Origin of the sequence: Microbacterium sp. SZ1 (assembly GCF_002362255.1) — a bacterium.
Classification (GTDB): domain Bacteria; phylum Actinomycetota; class Actinomycetes; order Actinomycetales; family Microbacteriaceae; genus Microbacterium.
In genome coordinates, this window is record NZ_LPVV01000023.1 from 41,929 (window position 1) to 62,256 (window position 20,328).

Annotated in this window: 18 protein-coding genes and 1 pseudogene; 13 read left to right on the forward strand and 6 right to left on the reverse strand. The window is 71.4% G+C overall.

What is annotated here, in order from left to right:
* Nucleotides 1-29 precede the first annotated feature (29 nt).
* Nucleotides 30-917 (reverse strand): hypothetical protein, encoded by an 888-nt coding sequence (locus AUC47_RS10005; protein WP_096715065.1) that lies wholly within the window; start codon nt 915-917, stop codon nt 30-32.
* Between the two features lie 140 nt (nt 918-1,057).
* Here AUC47_RS10005 and AUC47_RS10010 point away from each other — a divergent pair, with 140 nt between their 5' ends.
* The 5 genes from AUC47_RS10010 (at nt 1,058) to AUC47_RS10030 (ending at nt 6,919) form a co-directional block, all read left to right on the forward strand.
* Nucleotides 1,058-2,038, forward strand: a complete 981-nt coding sequence (locus AUC47_RS10010; RefSeq protein WP_179297578.1) for a glycosyltransferase family 2 protein — start codon at nt 1,058-1,060, stop codon at nt 2,036-2,038.
* Nucleotides 2,035-3,378 (forward strand): polysialyltransferase family glycosyltransferase, encoded by a 1,344-nt coding sequence (locus AUC47_RS10015; RefSeq protein ID WP_096715067.1) that lies wholly within the window; start codon nt 2,035-2,037, stop codon nt 3,376-3,378. The genes AUC47_RS10010 and AUC47_RS10015 overlap by 4 nt, the downstream gene beginning before the upstream one ends.
* A 2-nt stretch (nt 3,379-3,380) precedes the next feature.
* Nucleotides 3,381-4,550: an acylneuraminate cytidylyltransferase gene (locus tag AUC47_RS10020; protein WP_096715068.1), complete on the forward strand. Its 1,170-nt coding sequence runs from the start codon at nt 3,381-3,383 to the stop codon at nt 4,548-4,550.
* Nucleotides 4,551-4,634: 84 nt separating this feature from the next.
* Complete coding sequence (locus tag AUC47_RS10025; protein ID WP_096715069.1) at nt 4,635-5,507, forward strand: N-acetylneuraminate synthase family protein; 873 nt, start codon at nt 4,635-4,637, stop codon at nt 5,505-5,507.
* Nucleotides 5,504-6,919 (forward strand): DUF6716 putative glycosyltransferase, encoded by a 1,416-nt coding sequence (locus AUC47_RS10030; protein WP_096715070.1) that lies wholly within the window; start codon nt 5,504-5,506, stop codon nt 6,917-6,919. The genes AUC47_RS10025 and AUC47_RS10030 overlap by 4 nt, the downstream gene beginning before the upstream one ends.
* Before the next feature lie 58 nt (nt 6,920-6,977).
* Here AUC47_RS10030 and AUC47_RS10035 read toward each other — a convergent pair whose 3' ends face one another.
* The gene (locus AUC47_RS10035) at nt 6,978-7,904 is read right to left on the reverse strand and encodes a hypothetical protein (protein ID WP_096715071.1); all 927 of its coding nucleotides are present in this window, start codon (nt 7,902-7,904) and stop codon (nt 6,978-6,980) included.
* Nucleotides 7,905-8,052: 148 nt separating this feature from the next.
* Here AUC47_RS10035 and AUC47_RS16750 point away from each other — a divergent pair.
* Nucleotides 8,053-8,128, forward strand: a pseudogene (locus tag AUC47_RS16750).
* Nucleotides 8,129-8,133: 5 nt separating this feature from the next.
* Here AUC47_RS16750 and AUC47_RS10040 read toward each other — a convergent pair.
* Nucleotides 8,134-8,745 (reverse strand): TetR/AcrR family transcriptional regulator, encoded by a 612-nt coding sequence (locus AUC47_RS10040; RefSeq protein ID WP_096715072.1) that lies wholly within the window; start codon nt 8,743-8,745, stop codon nt 8,134-8,136.
* 70 nt (nt 8,746-8,815) lie between these two features.
* On the opposite strand from AUC47_RS10040, the gene AUC47_RS10045 reads away from it, so the two are divergent.
* Nucleotides 8,816-10,111, forward strand: a complete 1,296-nt coding sequence (locus AUC47_RS10045) for an MFS transporter (RefSeq protein ID WP_256999519.1) — start codon at nt 8,816-8,818, stop codon at nt 10,109-10,111.
* Nucleotides 10,112-10,126: 15 nt separating this feature from the next.
* On the opposite strand, the gene AUC47_RS10050 is transcribed toward AUC47_RS10045, so the two are convergent.
* Entirely contained in the window at nt 10,127-10,936 is an 810-nt protein-coding gene (locus AUC47_RS10050) for an SDR family oxidoreductase (protein WP_096715073.1), read from the reverse strand.
* Nucleotides 10,937-11,058: 122 nt separating this feature from the next.
* Between AUC47_RS10050 and arfB the strand changes: the two genes are divergently transcribed.
* A complete protein-coding gene (arfB, locus tag AUC47_RS10055; RefSeq protein WP_096715074.1) occupies nt 11,059-11,499 on the forward strand; it encodes an alternative ribosome rescue aminoacyl-tRNA hydrolase ArfB in 441 nt (146 codons plus the stop codon).
* Nucleotides 11,500-11,586: 87 nt separating this feature from the next.
* Here the strand turns inward: arfB and AUC47_RS10060 are convergent, their stop codons facing one another.
* Nucleotides 11,587-13,665: a bifunctional lysylphosphatidylglycerol flippase/synthetase MprF gene (locus tag AUC47_RS10060; protein WP_096715075.1), complete on the reverse strand. Its 2,079-nt coding sequence runs from the start codon at nt 13,663-13,665 to the stop codon at nt 11,587-11,589.
* 86 nt (nt 13,666-13,751) lie between these two features.
* Between AUC47_RS10060 and AUC47_RS10065 the strand changes: the two genes are divergently transcribed.
* The 5 genes from AUC47_RS10065 (at nt 13,752) to AUC47_RS10085 (ending at nt 19,045) form a co-directional block, all read left to right on the forward strand.
* Nucleotides 13,752-14,813 (forward strand): PQQ-dependent sugar dehydrogenase, encoded by a 1,062-nt coding sequence (locus tag AUC47_RS10065; RefSeq protein WP_096715076.1) that lies wholly within the window; start codon nt 13,752-13,754, stop codon nt 14,811-14,813.
* A gap of 77 nt (nt 14,814-14,890) precedes the next feature.
* The gene (locus AUC47_RS10070; protein ID WP_096715077.1) at nt 14,891-16,057 is read left to right on the forward strand and encodes a MalY/PatB family protein; all 1,167 of its coding nucleotides are present in this window, start codon (nt 14,891-14,893) and stop codon (nt 16,055-16,057) included.
* 88 nt (nt 16,058-16,145) lie between these two features.
* The gene (locus tag AUC47_RS10075) at nt 16,146-16,496 is read left to right on the forward strand and encodes a PLD nuclease N-terminal domain-containing protein (protein ID WP_096715078.1); all 351 of its coding nucleotides are present in this window, start codon (nt 16,146-16,148) and stop codon (nt 16,494-16,496) included.
* A gap of 14 nt (nt 16,497-16,510) precedes the next feature.
* Nucleotides 16,511-18,157 (forward strand): 2-succinyl-5-enolpyruvyl-6-hydroxy-3-cyclohexene-1-carboxylic-acid synthase, encoded by a 1,647-nt coding sequence (menD, locus tag AUC47_RS10080; RefSeq protein ID WP_096715180.1) that lies wholly within the window; start codon nt 16,511-16,513, stop codon nt 18,155-18,157.
* Nucleotides 18,158-18,202: 45 nt separating this feature from the next.
* Nucleotides 18,203-19,045, forward strand: a complete 843-nt coding sequence (locus AUC47_RS10085) for a polyphosphate kinase 2 family protein (RefSeq protein WP_096715079.1) — start codon at nt 18,203-18,205, stop codon at nt 19,043-19,045.
* Nucleotides 19,046-19,054: 9 nt separating this feature from the next.
* On the opposite strand, the gene AUC47_RS10090 is transcribed toward AUC47_RS10085, so the two are convergent.
* On the reverse strand, nt 19,055-20,305 hold the full coding sequence (locus AUC47_RS10090) for an isochorismate synthase (RefSeq protein WP_096715080.1): 1,251 nt from the start codon (nt 20,303-20,305) through the stop codon (nt 19,055-19,057).
* Nucleotides 20,306-20,328 lie beyond the last annotated feature (23 nt).

Sequence of the window (20,328 nt, forward strand, 5' to 3'; positions counted from 1 at the left end):
TGTCCAGCAGCAGGCTGGGAGTGGGGCCGTCAGAGATCGAGGGACGCGAGGGGGATGCCGCGCACGACGCGCTTCCACGGGTGTTCGCCGAGGGTCCACAGGTAGCCGGCGTCGAGGTCGAGGGCGAGGTCCTCGCACCCGACGGGCAGCGGGACGGCGCTCCGCTTCAGACCGTCGAGGGGTCCGGTCCAGAGCGCGCCGGGGCGGAGCAGATCGGACTGCGAGACGAAGGAGCGCTCGCCCCAGCGCACCGCACCCTGCATACGCGGGATGCCGGGAGCTGCGCGCTCGATCTCGGTGAAGCCGCCGCCGTCTCCTTCGGGCAGCGAGAACTCGCCGATCCTGCCGCTGTCGTCCCTCCGGTACTCGCCGATCAGCACGCGCGGCAGCGGCGACCCGTCGGTGTCGAACACCCGGCCGATGTACGAGCAGCGCAGCGCGACCGGGTGCACGCGGGTGCGCACCGCGACCAGCGCCGTGACGCGCGGACCGCACCGCGTCGACCCGGCCAGCCGCCGAGCGAGGGCTCCGCGTATCCGGCGCACCCGCGCGAGGTCGAACTCCCAGATGCCGTCGCGGGTGGCGGCGACGAACAGTCGGTCGCCGAACCACGCAAGGCCGCCGGCGTGGATCGGCGCGGGCTGCAGTTCGCCGCCCTCCTCGACGGCGAGCAGCACGTCGAGGTGGCGCGAGCGGTCGAGGTCGACGAGTGCGACGCGCGAAGCGAGATGGTGCCCGTCGAGGCGCTGCCGGAACCAGCTGACGGCGAGGGTGCGCCGACCGTGCCACACCCCGAGGTCGACGCCCTGCGGATACCACCGCCTGGTCCACGAGCGGGCGGTCAGCCACCGCAGGTCGATCGCGTCGCGACGCTTCTGCCGCACGGGGCGCCACGTGGTTCCGAACGGCCAGAGCATCTCCCCATCGTCGCCGATCCAGCACTCGGGCGCGAATGCGAGAGGGCGCGTCGCGCCGGGTCACCGCCCGTTCACCTGGGCGTCGCCGTCCGGCAACGAGAGCCTGCGACCATTCCGGGACCGTCCACCCCGGGAGTTCCGTGCGCACACCGCTCGTCACCGTCATCCTTCCTGCGAAGGACGCAGGCGCGTACATCGGCACGACGCTGGAGACGCTGACCCGACAGTTCGACGACCCGGCGGCGCTGCAGCTCGTCGCGATCGATGACGGCTCCCGCGACGACACCGGGGCGATCATGCGCACCTACGCCGAACGGATGCCGCGCGCCACCGTCATCTTCAACCCGCGCCCCCGCGGCCTGGCGAGCGCGCGAAATCAGGGGCTCGCCGAGGTCGAGGGAGACGCGTTCTGCTTCCTCGACGGCGACGACTGGATGCAGCCGCGGCGCCTCGAGGTGCTGGCGCGCCGGCTGCGCGAGCTCGACTGCGATGTCGTGCGCACCGACCACGTGACCGTGCGCGACGGGGTGCGCGCGCTGGTCAGGGCGCCGCACCCGTGGCGGGAGCAGGTCCAGTCGCCGCGCGATGCGATCCTGCCCGAAGACGAGCCGACGATGGTCGACTACCCCTTCGCCTGGGCGGGGATGCTGCACCGCCGCGTGCTCGACGAGGGCCTCGCCGGTTTCACCCCCGGGCTCTTCACGGCAGAGGACCGCCCATGGATCTGGCGTCTCCACCTGCAGGCGAGGTCGTTCGCGGTGGTCGACGCACCTGCGCTGCTCTATCGCCGCGGGGTGTCGACGTCGCTCACCCAGGTGCGCGATCGGCGCCAGCTCGACTTCGTGAGGGCGATGGACGAGGTGCTCGACATCGTGAGCGCGGATGCCGAGGCCGAGCGCTTCCTGCCGAAGGCGGTGTGGACGCTGCTCGCTCTCAGCTCGCGCCACCTCGTCCGCGCACGGCGGATGACGCCGGGGCTGCGCGCGGAGATGCGCTCCGGCATCCGCGGACTGCTCGCGCGACTGCCCTCGGTCGAATCGGATGCCGTGCTCGGCCGCCTCGACGGTCCGCGGCGCCGGGTGCTCGCATCGCTCCTGCGCTCGGTCGAGTCGGCGGCATGACGCAGCTGTTCGCGCTGCACAGCGCCTACGCCCTCTCGACGGCGGTCGCCGCGCTCGACGCGGGTCTGCTCGGCGACGATGACGACCGGGTGCTCGTTCCCTTCGTCTCCGCGCGGGTGCCGGAGACCACCGTCGGCATCCTCGACGACCCGGCGCTCGCGACACTGCGCGCACGGTTCGACCGCATCGAGGATCTCGACGCGCTGCTGGGGCCGCTGCATCCGAGCGCCTGGAAGCCGGAGAAGGCCGAGCTGACGGTGCTCGAACGGCTGCTCACCCGGGCCTGGGGGCTCGACGGCGACGACCTCGAGATCCTCGTGCAGAGCCCCCAGGTCGCGCCCGCGCTGACGCTGATGCGGCTCTTCCCCCGGGCGCGCATCACGATCGTGGGGGACGGGCTGATGACGTACTCGCCGCTGCGAGTGAGGCTGCCCCACACGATCACCGCGCGTATCGGCCGGGTCGTGTACGCCGACGTCGTCCCCGGTGTCACGCCGTTGGCGGCCTCGCCACGTGCGACCGTCGTGCCCGTCTCGGCCGAGGCCTTCCGTCGTGTGCTGCTCGAGGCGGCTCCGGCGGACGCGGGGGCCGATCGAGGCGACGGCGAGACGGTGCTCGTGCTCGGTCAGTACCTCGCCGCCCTGGGGCTCCTCTCCGACGCCGAGGAGGTCGCCCAGCAGCGGCAGATGATCGATCTCGCGGCACGGCGGCGACCGAGCCGGATCGTGTTCAAACCGCATCCCTCCGCTCCGCCCCGGGTGACCGATGCGCTGCGCGAGCACGCGCGGTCGTCGTCCGTGGAGTTCGTCGAGTACCGCGGCGGACTGTCGGCGGAGGTGCTCGCGGAACGGCTCGACGCACGCACCGTGATCGCCGGTTTCTCGACCGCGCTGCCGACCGTGCAGAGCGCCTTCGGTCGCGAGATCGACGCGGTCGGCACCGACGCCCTGCTGCGCCGTCTCACCCCGTTCGAGAACAGCAACCGCGTCCCCGCGACGATCGTCGACGTGCTCACCCGCACGGACTCGGCGTATCGGGAGCCGGCGCAGCTGCAGCTGCTCGTCGACGCGGTGGGCTACGCCATGCAGCCGCTCGTCGCTGCGCACCTGCGCCCGCGGGCGGAAGCGCTGCTGCGCGGCATCCGCCCCGTCGATCGCGATCGCTACTTCTCGCCGCAGCGTCTGGCCGAACTGCGCCTCCCCGGAGCGCCGCCGCCGACCCTGGCGGATCGCGCGCTGCGGCCGGCGGGCGGCGTCGGACGGGTGGAGGAGCTTCGGCTCACCGCACTGGGCGCTCGGCGCCGCATCGGACGCGCCTGGCGCGTCCTGAGAGGACGATGACGATGCCGAATCCTGCGACGACGACCGGGCGCGCGGTCGCGATCATCCCGGCCCGGGGCGGATCCAAGGGCGTGCCACGCAAGAACGTGCAGCGCGTGGGCGGAGTGCCGCTCATCGAGCGCGCGGTGCGCAGCGCGCTCGCCGCCGAGGGCATCGACCTCGTGGTCGTGTCGACCGACGACGCCGAGATCGCGGCGGTCGCGTCGGCCGCGGGAGCGGTCGTCGTGCGGCGACCGGACGAGCTCTCGGGCGACACCGCGTCGTCGGAGAGCGCGATCCTCCACGCTCTCGACGAGATCGAAGCGGCCGGGGAGCGGGTCGAGGTCGTGGCGTTCCTGCAGGCCACGTCGCCGTTCATCTCCTCCCAGGCGCTCGCCGGCGCCGTGCGCGAGGTGCGGGACGACCGCGCCGACAGCGTGTTCTCGGCGTTCGAGACGTACGGGTTCCTCTGGGCACGCACGGGCGACGACGCGGCGGTGGCGATCAACCATGAGGCGGGGCATCGCCCGCGGCGCCAGGACCGCGAGCCGCACTACCTCGAGACCGGGGCGTTCTACGTCTTCCGGGCGGATGGGTTCCGCGAGGCGCGGCACCGGTTCTTCGGTCGCATCCGCATCGCCGAGGTGCCCGAGTGGTCGGCCATCGAGATCGACGACGCGCAGCAGCTCGAGATCGCCCGCGCGCTCGCCGCCCTGCACGAGACGCCGGAGCGGATTCCGGTGCGCGCCGTGGTGACCGACTTCGACGGAGTGCACACCGATGACACCGCGAGCGTGGATGCCGACGGCGTCGAGCGGGTCAGGGTGAGCCGAGAGGACGGCATGGGGGTGTCGCTGCTGCGCAGGGCCGGCATCCCGATGCTCATCCTCTCCACCGAGGTGAACGCGGTGGTGCGGGCCAGGGCCGAGAAGCTCCGGGTCCCGGTGCTGCACGGCATCGAAGACAAGGAGTCGGCGCTGCGCGGGTGGGCCGAGGAGAACGGCATCGCGCTCGACGAGATCGCCTACCTCGGCAACGACGTGAACGATCTCCCCGCGATGCGGATCGTCGGCTGGCCGGTCGCGGTCGCGAACGCGCATCCGCGGGCGCTCGCCGAGGCGCGGGTCGTGCTGACGCGGCGAGGCGGTCGCGGTGCGGTGCGCGAGCTCGTCGAACGGGTGTTGCCCGCCTGACGGGTGCCGGTAACCGTCCTGTCGCGCGGTGTTCACTCTCGGCGCGTACCCAGGAGGGAAGGCCATTCGACGACCGGAGGAACCATGACTGTCAGCATCGGATCGCGCGTCATCGGAGGCGGTCGTCCCGCCTACGTCATCGCCGAGATCGGCCTGAACCACAACGGCGACGTCGACATCGCCAAGCGCCTCATCGACGTCGCGGCGAAGGCCGGCGCGGATGCCGTGAAGTTCCAGAAGCGCACGCCGGAGATCTCGACGCCCGAGCACATGCGCGACGTGATGCGCGAGACGCCGTGGGGCACGATGACCTACTTCGAGTACCGCCATCGCATCGAGTTCGGCCGAGACGAGTACGTCGAGATCGGCGACCATGCCACGATGCTCGGCCTCGACTGGTTCGCCTCGCCGTGGGACGTGCCGAGCGTGGAGTTCCTCGAAGACCTGAACGTCGTCGCGCACAAGGTCGCGTCGGCGAGCCTCACCGACACCGAGCTGCTCGTCGCGCTGCGCGAGACCGGCAAGCCGATCATCCTGTCGACCGGGATGTCGACCATGGAGCAGATCGATCGTGCGCTCGACACCCTGGGCACCGACCGGGTCGTTCTCATGCACGCCACGTCGACCTACCCGCTGGAGCCCGAGGAGGCGAACCTGCGGATGATCGCCACGCTGCGCGACCGGTACGCAGGCGTCCCCGTGGGGTACTCGGGTCACGAGCGCGGTCTGCAGATCTCGCTCGCCGCCGTCGCGCTCGGTGCCGTCGCGGTCGAGCGCCACATCACTCTCGACCGCACGATGTGGGGATCCGACCACGCCGCGTCCCTCGAGCCGACCGGTCTCGAGCACCTCGTGCGCGACATCCGCGTGATCGAGAAGGCGCTCGGCGACGGCGTCAAGCGCGTGTTCGACAGCGAGCGCGCCCCGATGGCCAAGCTGCGCCGCGTCCCGGCATGAGCGGAGCCGCGGGCGTGAGCGTGCGCGGGGCGCTGCGGGTCGTCGCGATCGCCGACGCCGATTCGTTCGTGAAGTGGTCGGCATCTCTGCTGGGCGGCGTGGACGGAATCCATCGCCATCTGCTCGTCGTGCGGACGCCGCTCACCGCCAGCGCCCAGCAGCAGCGCGCAGCACTGGCAGGTACCGGGATGCAGGAGCACGAGGTGACGCGCCTCGGCTTCGCTGCCGTGCAGGCGTGGCTCGATGGGCAGCGGCCGGACGTCGTGCTGCTCGCCGGGCGGGGCCCGTTCGTCCGGCTCCTCGGACGCGTGATCGATCGGCTCTCCCGCCGACCGGTGGTCGTGGCGGGCCTTCCTGGAATGGCCATCCCGGCGCAGCGCGGCGCGCTCGACTACCGCCGTCATGCCGACCTGTTGGTCGTGCACTCCCACCGCGAGGAGCGCGCATTCGCCGAGCTCGGGCGACGCATCGGGGTCGAGATGCCGACGGCGCTCGCGACGCTGCCGTTCGCACGGCCTCGATCACGGATGCTGGCGCACGACCGCGCACGCGTGCTCGCCGCCGGAACGGCCCGGCCCGGGAGCACCCTGCTCGCCGACCGGCCGTCCGGGGTCGAGCCCCGTGCGAAGCGCGAGCCGGCCACCGACATCGTCTTCGCCGCGCAGGCCCTCGTGCCGACCGCACGGGAGGAGCGGGCCGAGATCGTCGCCACCCTCGTTCGGGCCGCAGAGGCCGACCCCGAGCGTCGCGTCGTGGTCAAGCTGCGCTCGCGGCCGGGAGAGTCCGAGACCCACCTCGAGCGCGACCCGTACCTCGACCTGCTGCCTGATCGGCGTCCGGCCAACCTGGTCGTGTCATACGACTCGATGGCGCAGGCGCTGTCGACGGCGGCGGGTCTCGTCACCGTCAGCTCGACCGCCGCCGTCGAGGCGGTGGCCCTCGGCATCCCCGTCATCGCCCTCGACTCCTTCGGGGTCAGCAAGAGCCTGTTGAACACGGTCTTCGTCGGCAGCGGACTGCTGGGCGGACGCAGCGAGGTCGTGGCAGGGCGATTCCGGCATCCGCACCCCGACTGGCTGCGCGACAACTACTTCCACCCGGCGTCGGAGTCCACGTGGTGGAGCCGCGTCGAGGAGCTCGTGGCGCAGCGCCGCGCTGATCGGCTGCCGGCCCGCACGGTGCCTGCACCCCGCGGAGGAGCGCTGCACGAGGCCTGGCATCGCGCGAGCGTGCTCGGCCGGGAGGACCGCTCGGTGAGCGGCACGGCGGCGCTCGCGCTCGGCGTGCCGGCGACCGCCGCGCTCGCCCGCCTACGACGAGGACGCACGCCGTCGGCAGGCGGCACCTGGGCAGACGCCTCGACCGACTTCACGCTCGAACCCAACCCGTTCCACGACTCGATCCGCCGCTGAGTCGGGTTCGGGTGCCCTGAGGCGGAAAACCAAGACAGGCACGGCGCGCCGCCCGGCGTCAGCGACCCGACGCCAGGATCGACGGCGGGTTCGCATCGTTCCACCGCTGAAAGGTCTGCATGAGCCAGAACCACGCGAACAGCAGCAGCGCGACGATCTCGCCGATCAGCACGGCGGGCGTCTCGCCGAACACCTGGCGGAACAGCACCGCCGCCGCGAGGAACAGCAGGTCGACGATGAGCAGACCCGCGATCCAGCGGTAGATCGAGCGCTGGCGGGGCGTGGGCGGGGTCTCGCCGGGTTCGAGCGGCCCTCCCGCGTAGAGGATCGGCACGGCCGAGAACACGCCGAAGAACGCGAGCGTGACCACGAAGTGGATGCTGTGCACGGGCCAGAAGTTGAAGGGGAAGCTCTGGTTCAGGGAGGGGAGGAACGCGAGTGCCGTCACGACGGATGCCGTCGCGAGCGCGATGACCGACACGAGCACCGCCGAGCGGTTCGGCGTGCGCGTGCGGACCCGGATGACCGCCGTCACGATCACCGTCGCGACGACGACGATCGCGTACGCGGCGACACCGGCCTTCGCCGACTCCAGGGCTCCGGCCGGAACGCACTCCGTCGCGGAGGGGCACGGAAGGTGGTCCTGTGCCCGGGTGTCGGCGATCCCCGTCGGGACGATGGCGATCAGCGGTGCGAAGACGGCGCAGATGTCGAGCAGCGTCGTCGCGCGGTTGCGGCCGGACAGTGCGAGGAGCGCGACGGATGCCGCGATGAGCGCGCCCGTGAAGACGTCGCGCACGGGCGTGTGATACGCGTGACTGATCGACGGCAGCGGGTGCCACCCGAACTGGAGCGGCTGCCAGATCACGACGACGCTCTGCAGCGAGACGGCGACCAGCAGGGCGAAGACGACGAGAACGAGGGCGAGGCGCAGGTACCGGTGGGTTCTCTGGCCGGTCGTGGTGGAGACGTCGTCGGCGGCCATGCCCGTGACGCTACACCGAACCCGCCGACGCCGACCGCACCGGTCCGAATGTCTGCGGATGACGGATGCCGTCACGCGGCGACACGCGGAGTAAATCCCGGCAACGATGCTGGTGCCGCCTGCCGCCGCCGGGTAACGTCGACCCCATCGCGGCGATCCGGGCGGTCCCGGGCCTCAGCTCATACCTGACGGCGTTGCGGGTTCGACTCCCGCCGTCGCGTCCACATCTTCAGGATCGGCGAGAAAGCCGCTTCTCGATCGGATCCCACCCGCCCTCGAGCACGGCGAATCCGGCGTCCAGTGTCGCGAGCTGGTCGTCGCTGTCGGTCACGAGCAGCTGCATCTGCAGCACGAAGCGCGCGAACACGCGGATCTCGGCCGTCGGTGCATCGAGGCCCAGCTCATCGGCGATGGCGTCGGCGAGAGCATCCTCGTGGCGCAGCCACATCTTGGCGGCGTAGTCGCGCAGTGCGGGAGTCTCGTTGAGGAAGCGCATGAAGGTGCGCGCCACGTCCTCGCCGTGCTCGTCCAGATTCAGGCCGATCTCGCCGCGGTAGAAATCGTGGATCGCCCGGCTGATCGTCACGCCCTCCGCCCGGTCGCGGACGGCGGCGACGAGGCGGTCGCGCTGCTCGTCGTCCTCGTCGAAGACGAGAGCCTCCTTCTGCGGGAAGTGGGCGAACACGGTCGTGGGGGAGACGTCGGCGGCGTCGGCAACCTCCCGGATGCTGACGTTGTCGAATCCGCGCTCCAGGAACATCATCGTCGCCACGTCGGAGATGGTCTTGCGGGTCGCGGCCTTCTTGCGTTCGCGGCGGCCCACCGGCTCGGCAGTCGTCATGTCATGAGCTTATCGCGAACCCAGTACAAAAGTGGCTTGACACCAAAACTGGTATGGATACAGTTACGGAGTGACTTCACCCAACACGTCTGCGCGCGGCGGAACGCGCGCCTGGATCATGCTCGTCGTCCTGACGATGCTCACCGTAATCGGCATGACCGTCGTCCTCCCCGTGCTGCCCTTCGTCGTGCTGCAGTACGTCACCCACGAGCACGATCTCGCTCTCTGGGTCGGCGTGCTGGAGGCCGTCAACGGGCTCTGCGCGTTCCTCGTCGCCCCGTTCCTCGGTCGCCTCTCCGATCGATTCGGCCGTCGCCCGATCATCATCGCCGCCGCGTTCGGCACCGCCTTCTCGATGGCGCTGTTCGGCATCGGCGGCGCGATCTGGGTGCTCGTGCTCGCCCGCGTCGTCCAGGGCCTCACGGCCGGCGACCTGCCGGCGCTCTTCGCCTACCTCGCCGACATCACGCCGCCGGAGAAGAGGGCTCAGCGCTTCGGGCTGCTCGGAGCGCTGTCCGGCATCGGCACGATGCTCGGCCCGGCGATCGGCGGTCTCCTCGCGGCGGTGAGCCTGCAGCTGCCCGTGTTCCTCACGGCGGCCGTGTCACTCGTGATCGCGATCCTCAGCCTGTTCCTCCTGCCCGAGAGCCTGAAGCCCGAGAACCGCATCTCCACGATCCGCGCGCGGGACGTGCAGCCCTTCGCCGTCTTCAGGAACGCGTTCGCCAGGAAGGAGCTGCGCGCTCTTATGATCGGCTTCGGTCTGCTGGCCCTGCCGTTCGGGTTCTTCGTGAACAACTTCAGCGTGCTCGCGCTCGACTCGATCCAGTGGGGACCGACGCAGATCGGTCTCCTCACCGCCGGCGTCGGCATCATCGACATCCTGATCCAGGGCGTGCTGCTCGGCATCCTGCTCCCGCGCATCGGCGAGAGGGGCGTGATCGTGAGCGGAATCGTCGCGCAGATGGTCGGGCTCGCCGGCCTCGCGATCGTGGCGTCCGTCCTCTATCAGCCCTGGGTGTTCATCGTCGGTGCGCTGCTGCTGGCGGCCGGTCAGGGTGCCTCGCAGGCCGCGATGGACGGCGCGATGTCGAACGCGGTCGGCGACGACGAGCAGGGCTGGCTCGGCGGGGCGACGCAGTCGCTCAACGCCGCCATGAGCACCGTCGCCCCGCTCATCGCCGCCGCGCTCTACACGACCGTCAGCCACGCGGCGCCGTACTGGCTCGGCGTCGGGCTCATGGTCGTCGCGGGGGTCGTCGTCAGCCGCGCGCACATCGCGAACACCGCGAAGAGGGACGCAGGTCCTGTCAATGGCGCCGAGCGCGCCGCCGCGACGGAACCCGCGCCCGCGCAGGTCCGCTGAGGCGCGGGGCGGCGCCTATGCGGTCCGCCAGCTGTGGTCCGTGATCGCCGCCCCCGCCTGCGGGCCCATCTGCAGCATCCCTCCGTCGATCGCGATCGAGGCCCCGGAGATGTACGCCGCCTCCGGTGACGCGAGGAAGGCGATGAGCGCGGCGACCTCGCGGGCGTCGCCCGGACGCCCGAGCGGGATGCCGGGACGATCGACCGTGTGCGGGTCGACGTCCTCGTTGCCGGTCATCGGCGTCGCGATCTCGCCCGGCGCGACGCTCACGGCGCTGATGCCATGTGCGCCGAGCTCGAGGGCGAGATTCTTCATGAGGCCGCCGAGGCCGTGCTTGGCGGCGTCGTAGGCGCTGGCCCCGACCATCGGCTGGTGCTCGTGCACGCTCGTCACCGAGATCAGGCGCCCGCCGTGGCCGGCGGCGACCATCGCCCTCGCCGCACGCTGCAGGCACACGAACGCGCCGGTGAGGTCGGTGTCGAGGACGCGGTTCCAGTCGTCGAGCGACAGGTCGAGGAAGCCGGTGCTCGCGCCGGTGCCCGCGTTGTTCACGAACACGTCGACGCCTCCGAGCTCGGCGATCAGTCCGTCGATCACGTCGCCGCACGCCGGGATGTCGGAGACGTCGAGCTGCGTCACCACCGCCCGTGCCCCATGCGCGCGCACTTCGGCCGCCGTCTCCTCTGCCCCCGCCTGGTCGGAGTGCCAGGTGATGCCGACGTCGATCCCCGCGGCGGCGAGGGCGACCGCTGCCGCCCGTCCGATCCCGGAATCCGCCGCCGTCACGATCGCTCGTCGTGCCTCTGCCTCGATGCCCGTGCTCATGGTCCTGCTCCTTCGCTCGTCGGTGGTTGCGGTCGACGGTACGAGCACCCCGCGCTGTCGCCGAACGGGTTGACCGCCGACGGATGCGGCGCTAGCGGGCGGCGAGCGGGAAGATGGATGCCATGGCCGCACCGCTCCGCCCCGGCCTCCGCGTCACGTCGGGGCTCACGATCCCCGACGCCGAGCTGGCGTGGCGGTTCTCGCGGTCGTCGGGCCCGGGAGGTCAAGGAGTGAACACGGCGGACTCCCGCGTCGAGCTCAGCTGGGACGTCGCGTGCAGCGCGGTGCTCACGCCTGAGCAGCGCGCGCGGCTGCTCGATCGGCTCGCCTCGCGGCTCGTCGGCGGAGTCGTCACGATCGCGGCATCCGAGCACCGTGCACAGCTGCGCAACAGGGATGCCGCGCGTGAGCGTCTCGCGGCCCTCGTCGCCGCCGCGCTCCGTCCTCCGGCTCCGCCGCGGCGCGACACGAAGCCGACCCGCGGCTCGAAGGAGCGCCGTCTGGCGGCGAAGCGCCGGCGCACCGACGTGAAGCAGCTGCGGCAGAGACCCCGCGACGTCTGACTCGCGTCGCAGTCGTGCGCCCGCGTCGCAGGATCAGGCCGAGGACCTGCGACGCACGAGTACATCGGCGACGAGAGGGCCGCGCCGTCAGTCCTTCCGGCCTCCTCGGACGAGTTCGAGACCCGCACCGGCGAACTGCCGCAGCGTGGCGTCGGGGAGGAACGCGCGGGTGAGAGCCGGTCCGATCGCGGCGAGGTCGCTCTCGTCGCGGAACAGCAGGTACATGGTCTCGTAGCGGGGGTGGAACTTCTGCTTGAACCGGTGCAGCGATCCGAAGCCGTACACGGGTTCGAGTGCCTCCGCGAGGCGGTCGCTGAGCGTCGCGATCATCCCGGCGTCCGGTGGGTAGTCATGAGCGAGCGGAGCGCCGGAGAGCGACATGAGCTGCGCCCCCTCGTCGGAGAACTGCCTGGCCGACGATCCGATGAGGAACTCCATGACCGGTCCGAACCCGCCGTCGCGGCGACGCATGAGGTCGAGCGTCCAGCCGCGCACGACTCCACCCTCGCCGTACACCGGCAGCCACGACAGGAATCCGTCGACGTCGCCGTTCGGGGCGAGCGCCAGGGCGAGCCGCACTTCGGGGTCCTCGGCCTCCTCCAGCGTGCCGAGCGTGAAGCGCATCTCCGGCAGGTCCTTGTCGCCGACCCAGGCCTCGGAGATCGCCCGCACCTGCTGCTGCACGCCCCATGGCTCGGCTTTGAGGTGCGTCATCCGGAAGGTCATCTCCTCGCGGCCGGCCCTGTTCAGCGAGCTGCGCACCGAGTTCCAGCGCTTGCCCGTGAACTCCAGGCCCGGCAGGTCGACGATCGTGTCGTCGGCGACCACGAGATCCCGCCATCCGGCCGGCACGGCCGCGCGCGTCGCGTCGTCGGCGCTGAAGAAGCACGGCACGAGTCCGGCCTGCTCGGCGCTGCGGATGAAGTCCGCGACCGCCTCGGGCCGGCTCTCGGCCGGGCCGATCGGATCCGCGAGGGCGAGCGCGACCCCGGCGCGCCGCTGATAGGCGACGATGCCGCCGCCGGCGACCCGGGCGTAGCTGTTGCCCTCCCAGGTCGTCATCCACGAGAGCGTGCCTCCGCCGTGCGCACGCAGTGCGGTCTTCACGTCGTCGACGGTCGGCGCGGGCTGGATGCCGAGCAGCGAGCGGCGCCGCGAGCGGAAGGCCCGCCGCACGCCGATCAGGTACGCCAGCATGATGACCCAGAGGAACCCGTTCGCGAGGGCGAGCTCGGTCTCGCCGTCCCACCGGAAGTCGACCTGAGCCTGACTGAACACCGTGATGAGGGTCAGCACGAGCGCGGCGACGAGCACGTTGAACAGGCCGAGCAGGATCGCGAGCACCCAGGCGAACCGGCGCCCGCGTCGCAGACCGTTCACGAGCACGAGGATCACGACGAGGTCGATCGCGAGGTCGATGAACCCGCCAGAGATGGGTTCAGTCGGCCCGAACGGGCCATCGGTCGCGATCAGCGTCGTGATGATCTCCACCGCGCCCAGCACGAGGATCGCCACGACCGCGATGAGACGCTGCTCGCGCACGGTCGTGCGGGCCACGCGCAGGGAGCGATCGACCACGAGGATCAGGAGCACGGCGAGCAGGTGCTCGAGATCGGCGACCTTGCCCCAGAACAGCATCGCGATGAAGACGAAGCCGAGCAGGATGAGCCAGCCGCGCACTCGCCACGGCGGGCGGAACAGTCCGACGGCCGCCGCGATGCACGCCATCGTGCCACCAGAGGCGCCGACATCGAGAGCCTGAGCCTGGGTGCTCGCCCATGCCCACGGGAACTGCGACAGCACGAACAGCAGCAGCGCGGTGGCGAGGACCGCGAAGAGCTGGCCGATCCAGTAGTAGGCGAGCGCGACCCGGCTGCCTCGGCGGAACTCCAGGTACGCCATGCCCCAGAAGCCGGCGATCGTGAACACGTACACCCACGGCTCATTGACGAAGAACGTGCCCGTCAACGGCGTCCACCACTTGCCCTCGGCGAGGTTCGGCAGACCGTAGGCGACGGTTCCGAACAGGGCGGAGTCCTCGAACGGACGCCACAGCCCCTGCGACACGACTCCTACCGCGAGGATCAGCCCCACCATCGTCAGCGTGGCGGGAATGCGGCGCACGACGGACAGAACGGGATGCAGAGTGCGGCGCGCCTCGGTCATGCGCTCAGCGTAGCGACGGAGGGGCGGCCGGGGGAGGGTGTTCCCGGTCCCTTGTCTGCGAGGACTCCGCCGCGTTGGATGGAGGCATGACCTCCCGCGACCGCGAGCCTCGCCCCACACGACGTCGCGCGCTCGCCGTGGCGGTGACGGCATCCGTGCTTCTGCTGGCCGCCTGCGCAGCCGACCCTCGTCCGGCGTCGACCGCTGCCGCCGACACGGTCGCCGAGGGACTCGACGCCCCCTGGTCCGTCGCGTTCCACGAGGGCATCGCGCTGGTGAGCGAACGCGACAGCGCGCGCATCCTGGAGCTCGGCGACGACGGACCTCGCGAGGTCGGCACGGTCGACGGCGTGGTCGCGGGCGGTGAGGGAGGGCTCCTCGGGCTGGCCGTGCAAGACGGCGACCTTTTCACGTACTTCACGGCCGACGACGGTAACCGGGTCGAGCGGCGCGAGATCCGCGGCAACCCAGGTGCCTTCGAACTCGGTCCCGCCACGACGGTGATCGACGGCATCCCGGCAGCGCGCACCCACAACGGCGGACGCATCGCCGTCGGACCGGACGGGATGCTGTACGTCGCCGTCGGCGACGCCGGCGACCGCGACAGCGCCCAGGGTCCGGATGCCCTGTCGGGGAAGATCCTGCGGCTCACGCCAGAAGGCGACGTGCCGGACGGCAACCCGTTCGACGACTCGCCGGTGTGGAGCCTCGGCCATCGGAACCCGCAGGGCATCGCATGGGATGCCGACGGCACGATGTACGCGAGCGAGTTCGGTCAGGACACGTGGGACGAGCTGAACGTCATCGAACCGGGCGGCAACTACGGGTGGCCCGAGGTCGAGGGCATCACCGAGGACGGCGACTTCATCGACCCGTTGCAGCAGTGGCAGCCGGATACCGCGAGTCCGAGCGGCATCGCGGTGGTCGGCACCGACCTCGTCATCGCGAACCTGCGCGGGGAACGGCTGCGGATCGTGCCGCTCGACGACCTCTCGACGAGCACCGAGCTGCTGCAGGGAGAGCTCGGCCGACTGCGAGACGTCGTACCGGCGCCGGGCGGCGAAGCCTGGGTCGTCACCAACAACACCGACGGGCGCGGGAGCCCCGGCGACGGCGACGACCGGATCGTGCGGATCGATCTCGACTGACTCCCGCAGCGCGCCCCGGTGTCCCCGGCGCGCGCCAAGATGGAAGAGCCCCCTCCGCCCTCTGACAAGGAGCCCGCATGAGCCTCGCCGCATCCTTCGACGCCATCGACGTCGATCACCTCCGACGGATCGGCGGCCTCAAGTGGTCGACGTTCCCCGACGCGGTGGGCGCGTTCGTCGCGGAGATGGACTTCGGGGTCGCCCCGGGCATCTCCCGGGCCGTGCATGCGGCGGTCGACCAGGGCCTGTTCGGGTACCTGCCGTCGTCCGTGTCCGACGAGATGTCGCAGGCGGCCGCCGAGTGGATGCGCGACGTCTACGGGTGGGTCGTCCCGGCATCCGACATCCACCCGATCGCCGACGTGATCCAGGGACTGAAGCTGGCGATGGAGCACTTCTCCCGTCCCGGCGCTCCCGTGATCGTGCCGACGCCCGCATACATGCCCTTCCTCACGGTGCCTCTCGCCGCGGGACGCGAGGTGATCCAGGTCCCGATGATCGTGACGGAGGGGCGGTACACGCTCGACCTCGACGGCATCGACGCAGCCTTCCGCGCCGGCGCCGACCTGCTGGTGCTCTGCAACCCGTACAACCCCGTGGGCCGCGTGTTCGACCGCGACGAGCTCTTGGCGGTCAGCGAGGTCGTCGAGCGCCACGGCGGACGGGTGTTCTCCGATGAGATCCACGCGCCGCTCGTCTACGCGCCGGAGGTGCACACGCCTTACGCCTCTGTTTCCCCGGTCACGGCAGGCCACACCGTGACCGCGACCTCCGCGTCGAAGGCCTGGAACCTCCCCGGCCTGAAGACTGCGCAGCTCATTCTCACCAACGACGCGGACCGCGCGACCTGGGAGCCGATCGGCCCCATGGAGTCCCACGGCGCGAGCAATCTCGGCGTGATCGCGAACACCGCCGCCTACCGCGACGACCGCGCCTGGCTCGCCGACGTCGTGCAGTACCTCGACGGCAACCGCCGCTTCCTCGGCGAGGCGCTCGCCGCACGCATCCCCGAGATCGCATACCGTGCTCCCGAGGGCACGTACATCGGCTGGCTCGACGCCAGGGCCCTGGACCTGGGGCCGAACCCGGCCGACTTCTTCCGCGAGCAGGCCGGCGTCGCGCTCACCGACGGATCGGCGACCGGCACAGCCGGTGTGGGTTTCATGCGGTTCGTGTTCGCGACATCCCGTCCGATCATCGAGCACGCCGTCGACCGCATGGCCGAGGCTCTTGCGAAGCGCTGACCGCCGGGGTCGCTAACGATCCGGCCTCGTTGTGCCCCGGTGCGACCGCGCCAGAGCCTCCGCCTTCTCGCGCGCCTAGACTGGATACGTGGCGAGACTGTTGATCGTAGGCGGCTTCCTGGCCGCCGTGTTCTGGGTGTTCAGCATCGTCGACTGCGCCGTGCAGCCGTCGACGCGGCACCGGGGCGTGCCCAAGGCCGCCTGGATCGCGATCGTCGTGCTCATCCCCGTCATCGGCGGCATCCTCTGGTTCACGATCGGCCGCCGCCGGGCGAACGACGCGGGCAGCATCCGCACGGTCGCGCCCGACGACGACCCGCAGTTCCTGCGCAGCATCAGCAAGAGCGAGCAGGACGCGCGCATCCGCCGTCTCGAGGAGGAGCTCGCGCGCCTCGAGGACGAGACCGACGACGGCGCCGCACCGGATCCGCGTCCGTGACCTCATCGCCGGCGATGGATGCCGCGGCATCCCTCATCGCGGAACTCGTCGGCCTCGGCGTCCGCGACGTCGTGCTCTCGCCCGGCTCCCGATCGCAGGCGCTGGCGCTCGCCGCGATACGCGCCGCCGACGACGGCGCGCTCCGTGTGCACGTGCGGATCGACGAACGCGTCGCAGGCTTCACCGCGCTGGGACTCGCGAGAGAGAGCGGCGTGCCAGCCGCGGTGATCTGCACCTCGGGTACCGCGGTCGCGAACCTGCTTCCGGCGACGCTCGAGGCGTTCCACGCGGGAGTGCCGCTGCTGCTGCTGACCGCCGATCGTCCGCCCGAGCTGCGCGGAGTCGGTGCCAATCAGGCGACGACCCAGCCCGGCATGTTCTCGCCGTGGGTGCGCGACGAGATCGACGCTCCGGTACCCGGAGACGGCGACTGGGCGGGACTCGGTGCCCGCGCGATCGCGATCGCGATGGGTGGGGATACCCCGCGCGCTCTGCCCGGCGTCGCCGGCCCCGTGCACCTGAACCTCCCGTCGCGCGATCCGCTGTCGGGCGAGCCGCCCGCGCTGCCACTGGTCCGGGGCGATGCGCCGCGGCCCACCGTCGGCGAGGTTCTCGTCGTCGAGCGCGGGCCGCGCACGGTCGTGATCGCCGGCGCAGACGCCGGGCCGGACGCCGAGGAGATCGCCCACGCGGGATCCTGGCCCCTCATCGCCGAGATCGTCAGCGGAGCGCGCTTCGGTCGACACCTCGTGCACGGGTACCGCGCGCTGCTCGACGAGCCGGAGCTCGGCGGCAGGATCGAGCGCGCGATCGTGCTCGGGCACCCGACGCTCAGCCGTGAGGTCGCGCGGCTGCTGTCCCGCTCCGACGTCGAGGTCGTGGCCGTGCGACGCGGCGGTGAGGAGCTCGACCTGAACGGTCGCACGATCCCGGTCGCGGCGGTGTCGGTGGCCGCGGGGGAGGCCGACCGCGACTGGCTCGGCGCGTGGCTGACGGCATCCGCGTCGCAGGTGGTCGACCTCAGCGAGAGAGCGCCCGACCAGACCGGTCTGTCCTCGGTCGATCCGTCGGCGCGTCGGGAGGCGATGCAGGCGGAGCTGGCGGCCGTCCGCCGCCCCCTCGACCGGGAGCTGCTCGTCGACGCGGTGTGGCGTGCGACGTGGCCGCACGATCGACTCGTCTTCGGATCTTCGCGTCTGGTGCGCGTCGCCGACTCGGTGCTCGGCGGCAAGAAGGTGCCGGTGCATGCGAACCGCGGACTCGCCGGGATCGACGGGACGATCGCGACCGCGACCGGCGTCGCTCTCGCGAGCCAGGCGGGCGGCGCGCCCGGCGTCACCCGGGTGCTGCTCGGCGACCTCGCCTTCCTGCACGACGTCGGCTCGCTTCTGCTGCCGCCTGACGAGCCCGAGCCGCGGCTGCAGGTGATCGTCGGCAACGACGGCGGCGGCACGATCTTCGACGGTCTCGAGGTCGCCGACACGGCGGGACGCGCTGCGCTCGACCGGGCCTTCTACACGCCGCACACCGTGCGGCTCGAACACCTCGCGCGTGCCTACGGCTGGGAGTACCAGCGCGTCACCACCCGTGCGGTGCTCGATCAGGCGCTCACGACCCCCGCCGGAGGGCGACAGCTGATCGAGGTGCCGCTGAGCCGGTGAGTCGCGACCTGCACAGCGTCCGCGGGCGGTGGCAGGATGAGCCACATGAACGCGCACTCCTGGTCCCGCACCCTGCAGGTGGGCGACGGCTTCCGCCTCGCCGACGTCGACCCCTCCAGCACTCCGGGGTATCACGGTGACAAGGCAGACGGGAGACGCGACCTCGCGGTGGGGCTCGACGAGCTGAACGACCTGCAGGAGCGTCTGTTCGCCGAGAGTCGGGTCGGCGTCGCGACCGACTCGGTGCTCCTGATCCTTCAGGCGATGGACTCGGCGGGCAAGGGCGGCATCGTGCGGCACGTCGTCGGCGGAGTCGACCCGCAGGGCGTCGCGCTCACGGCTTTCAAGGCGCCGACGCCCGACGAGCTCGAGCATGACTTCCTGTGGCGGGTCGAGCGCCGGCTGCCCGAGCCCGGCTTCATCGGGGTGTTCGACCGCTCGCACTACGAAGACGTGCTGATCGGTCGCGTGCGACAGCTCGCGCCGGCCGAGGAGATCGAACGCCGGTACGGCGCCATCAACGAGTTCGAAGCCCGCGTCGCGGCATCCGGAACCCGCATCGTGAAGGTCATGCTGCACATCTCGCCGGAGGAGCAGAAGTCGCGCCTCATGGAGCGGCTCGAGCGGCCAGACAAGCACTGGAAGTACAACCCGGGCGACGTCGACGAGCGGATGCTGTGGCCGCACTACATGGAGGCGTACCAGACCGTCTTCGACCGCACCTCCACGGAGGCCGCGCCCTGGCACGTGATCCCCGCCGACCACAAGTGGTACGCGCGCCTGGCCGTGCAGGAGCTGCTGCTCGACGCGCTGCAGCAGATCGACCCGCAGTGGCCTGCCGCCGACTTCGACGTCGAGGCCGAGAAGAAGCGCCTCGCCGCCAGCTGAGCGGCGATCTCAGGCCAGGGCGTCGACCAGCGGGCGGAACTTCACCCGCGTCTCCAGCAGCTCCGATTCCGGATCCGATCCCGCGACGATCCCCGCCCCGGCATACGCGGTGACGGCGATGCCCTCGTCGTCGGTCGTGAACTGCGCGCAGCGCAGAGCGATGGCCCACTCGCCGTTGCCGTGAGCGTCGACCCAGCCGACCGGACCGGCGTAGCGACCGCGATCGAAGGGCTCGAGCTCGCGGATCGCCGCGATCGCCGCGGGTGTCGGAGTGCCGGCGACCGCAGCCGTCGGGTGCAGAGCGCCGACGAGATCGAGCGACGATCCGCCCTCCGCCAGCTCGCCCTCCACGTCGGTCGCGAGGTGGAACAGGTTCGGCAGCTTCAGCAGGAACGGCTGCTCGCTCGCCGCCAGCGCCCGCATGTGCGGTCGCAGCGACGCGAGCACGCTCTGCACGGCGTACTGGTGCTCGTCGAGATCCTTCGTGCTGGACGCGAGATGAGCGGATGCCGCGGTGTCGGCGTCGGCATCCGCCCCACGTCCGATCGTTCCGGCCAGCACGCGGGCCGTGACGGTGCGCTGCTGCACGGTCACCAGCGTCTCGGGGCTCGCGCCGATCAGGCCGTCGACCGCGAACGCCCAGGTGTCGGGGTAGCCGGTCGAGAGAGCGCGCACCAGACGTCGCAGATCGGAGCCGGCCGGGATGCTGCCGGTGAGGTCGCGGGCGAGCACGACCTTGCTCAGCTCGCCGTCCGCGATGCGCGCGAGCGCGCCCCGCACGGAGTCCTGGTACCCCTGCGGGCTCTGCGCACCGGGCCCGACGGTGCCCGCCCAGTGCGGTCCGTACGGACGCGTGACGGCGTCCGCGGAGCGATCGTCCTCGGACGAGCGGATGCTGGTGAGCCACGTGCGGCCGCGGTGGCGCCCGATCACGAGCGCGGGAACGACGAGCACGCTGTCGGCGGCGGAGTCCTCGTCGAAGGCGAGAGCCCCGAAAGCGACGAGACCCGAACCGGGGAGGGAGAGCGGGTCGTCGACGTCGGCGACTGCGCTGACCTCGCGCCAGGCGTCGGCGATCGCGGCCGAGCGAGCACGACCCGTCCCCCCGGGAACGGTGATGGTCTGCACGACGTCGTCTCCGACCGCGACGATGCCGTCGCCGCGGCGCAGCCAGGCGAGCGGACGGGCGGGGTCGGCGTAGGCGAGGAGGTCTTCGATCGGGTCGATCTCTCGGGTCCGCACGACCAGCCTGCTGCTCACCCTCTCAGCCTAGTTCGGTCCAT

Excerpts from the sequence above, each read along its gene's own strand:
- AUC47_RS10005 (WP_096715065.1), bottom strand. The coding sequence starts at position 917 with ATGCTCTGGCCGTTCGGAACCACGTGGCGCCCCGTGCGGCAGAAGCGT.
- AUC47_RS10015 (WP_096715067.1), top strand. The coding sequence starts at position 2,035 with ATGACGCAGCTGTTCGCGCTGCACAGCGCCTACGCCCTCTCGACGGCG.
- AUC47_RS10020 (WP_096715068.1), top strand. The coding sequence starts at position 3,381 with ATGCCGAATCCTGCGACGACGACCGGGCGCGCGGTCGCGATCATCCCG.
- AUC47_RS10025 (WP_096715069.1), top strand. The coding sequence starts at position 4,635 with ATGACTGTCAGCATCGGATCGCGCGTCATCGGAGGCGGTCGTCCCGCC.
- AUC47_RS10030 (WP_096715070.1), top strand. The coding sequence starts at position 5,504 with ATGAGCGGAGCCGCGGGCGTGAGCGTGCGCGGGGCGCTGCGGGTCGTC.
- AUC47_RS10035 (WP_096715071.1), bottom strand. The coding sequence starts at position 7,904 with ATGGCCGCCGACGACGTCTCCACCACGACCGGCCAGAGAACCCACCGG.
- AUC47_RS10040 (WP_096715072.1), bottom strand. The coding sequence starts at position 8,745 with ATGACGACTGCCGAGCCGGTGGGCCGCCGCGAACGCAAGAAGGCCGCG.
- AUC47_RS10050 (WP_096715073.1), bottom strand. The coding sequence starts at position 10,936 with ATGAGCACGGGCATCGAGGCAGAGGCACGACGAGCGATCGTGACGGCG.
- arfB (WP_096715074.1), top strand. The coding sequence starts at position 11,059 with ATGGCCGCACCGCTCCGCCCCGGCCTCCGCGTCACGTCGGGGCTCACG.
- AUC47_RS10060 (WP_096715075.1), bottom strand. The coding sequence starts at position 13,665 with ATGACCGAGGCGCGCCGCACTCTGCATCCCGTTCTGTCCGTCGTGCGC.
- AUC47_RS10065 (WP_096715076.1), top strand. The coding sequence starts at position 13,752 with ATGACCTCCCGCGACCGCGAGCCTCGCCCCACACGACGTCGCGCGCTC.
- AUC47_RS10070 (WP_096715077.1), top strand. The coding sequence starts at position 14,891 with ATGAGCCTCGCCGCATCCTTCGACGCCATCGACGTCGATCACCTCCGA.
- menD (WP_096715180.1), top strand. The coding sequence starts at position 16,511 with ATGGATGCCGCGGCATCCCTCATCGCGGAACTCGTCGGCCTCGGCGTC.
- AUC47_RS10085 (WP_096715079.1), top strand. The coding sequence starts at position 18,203 with ATGAACGCGCACTCCTGGTCCCGCACCCTGCAGGTGGGCGACGGCTTC.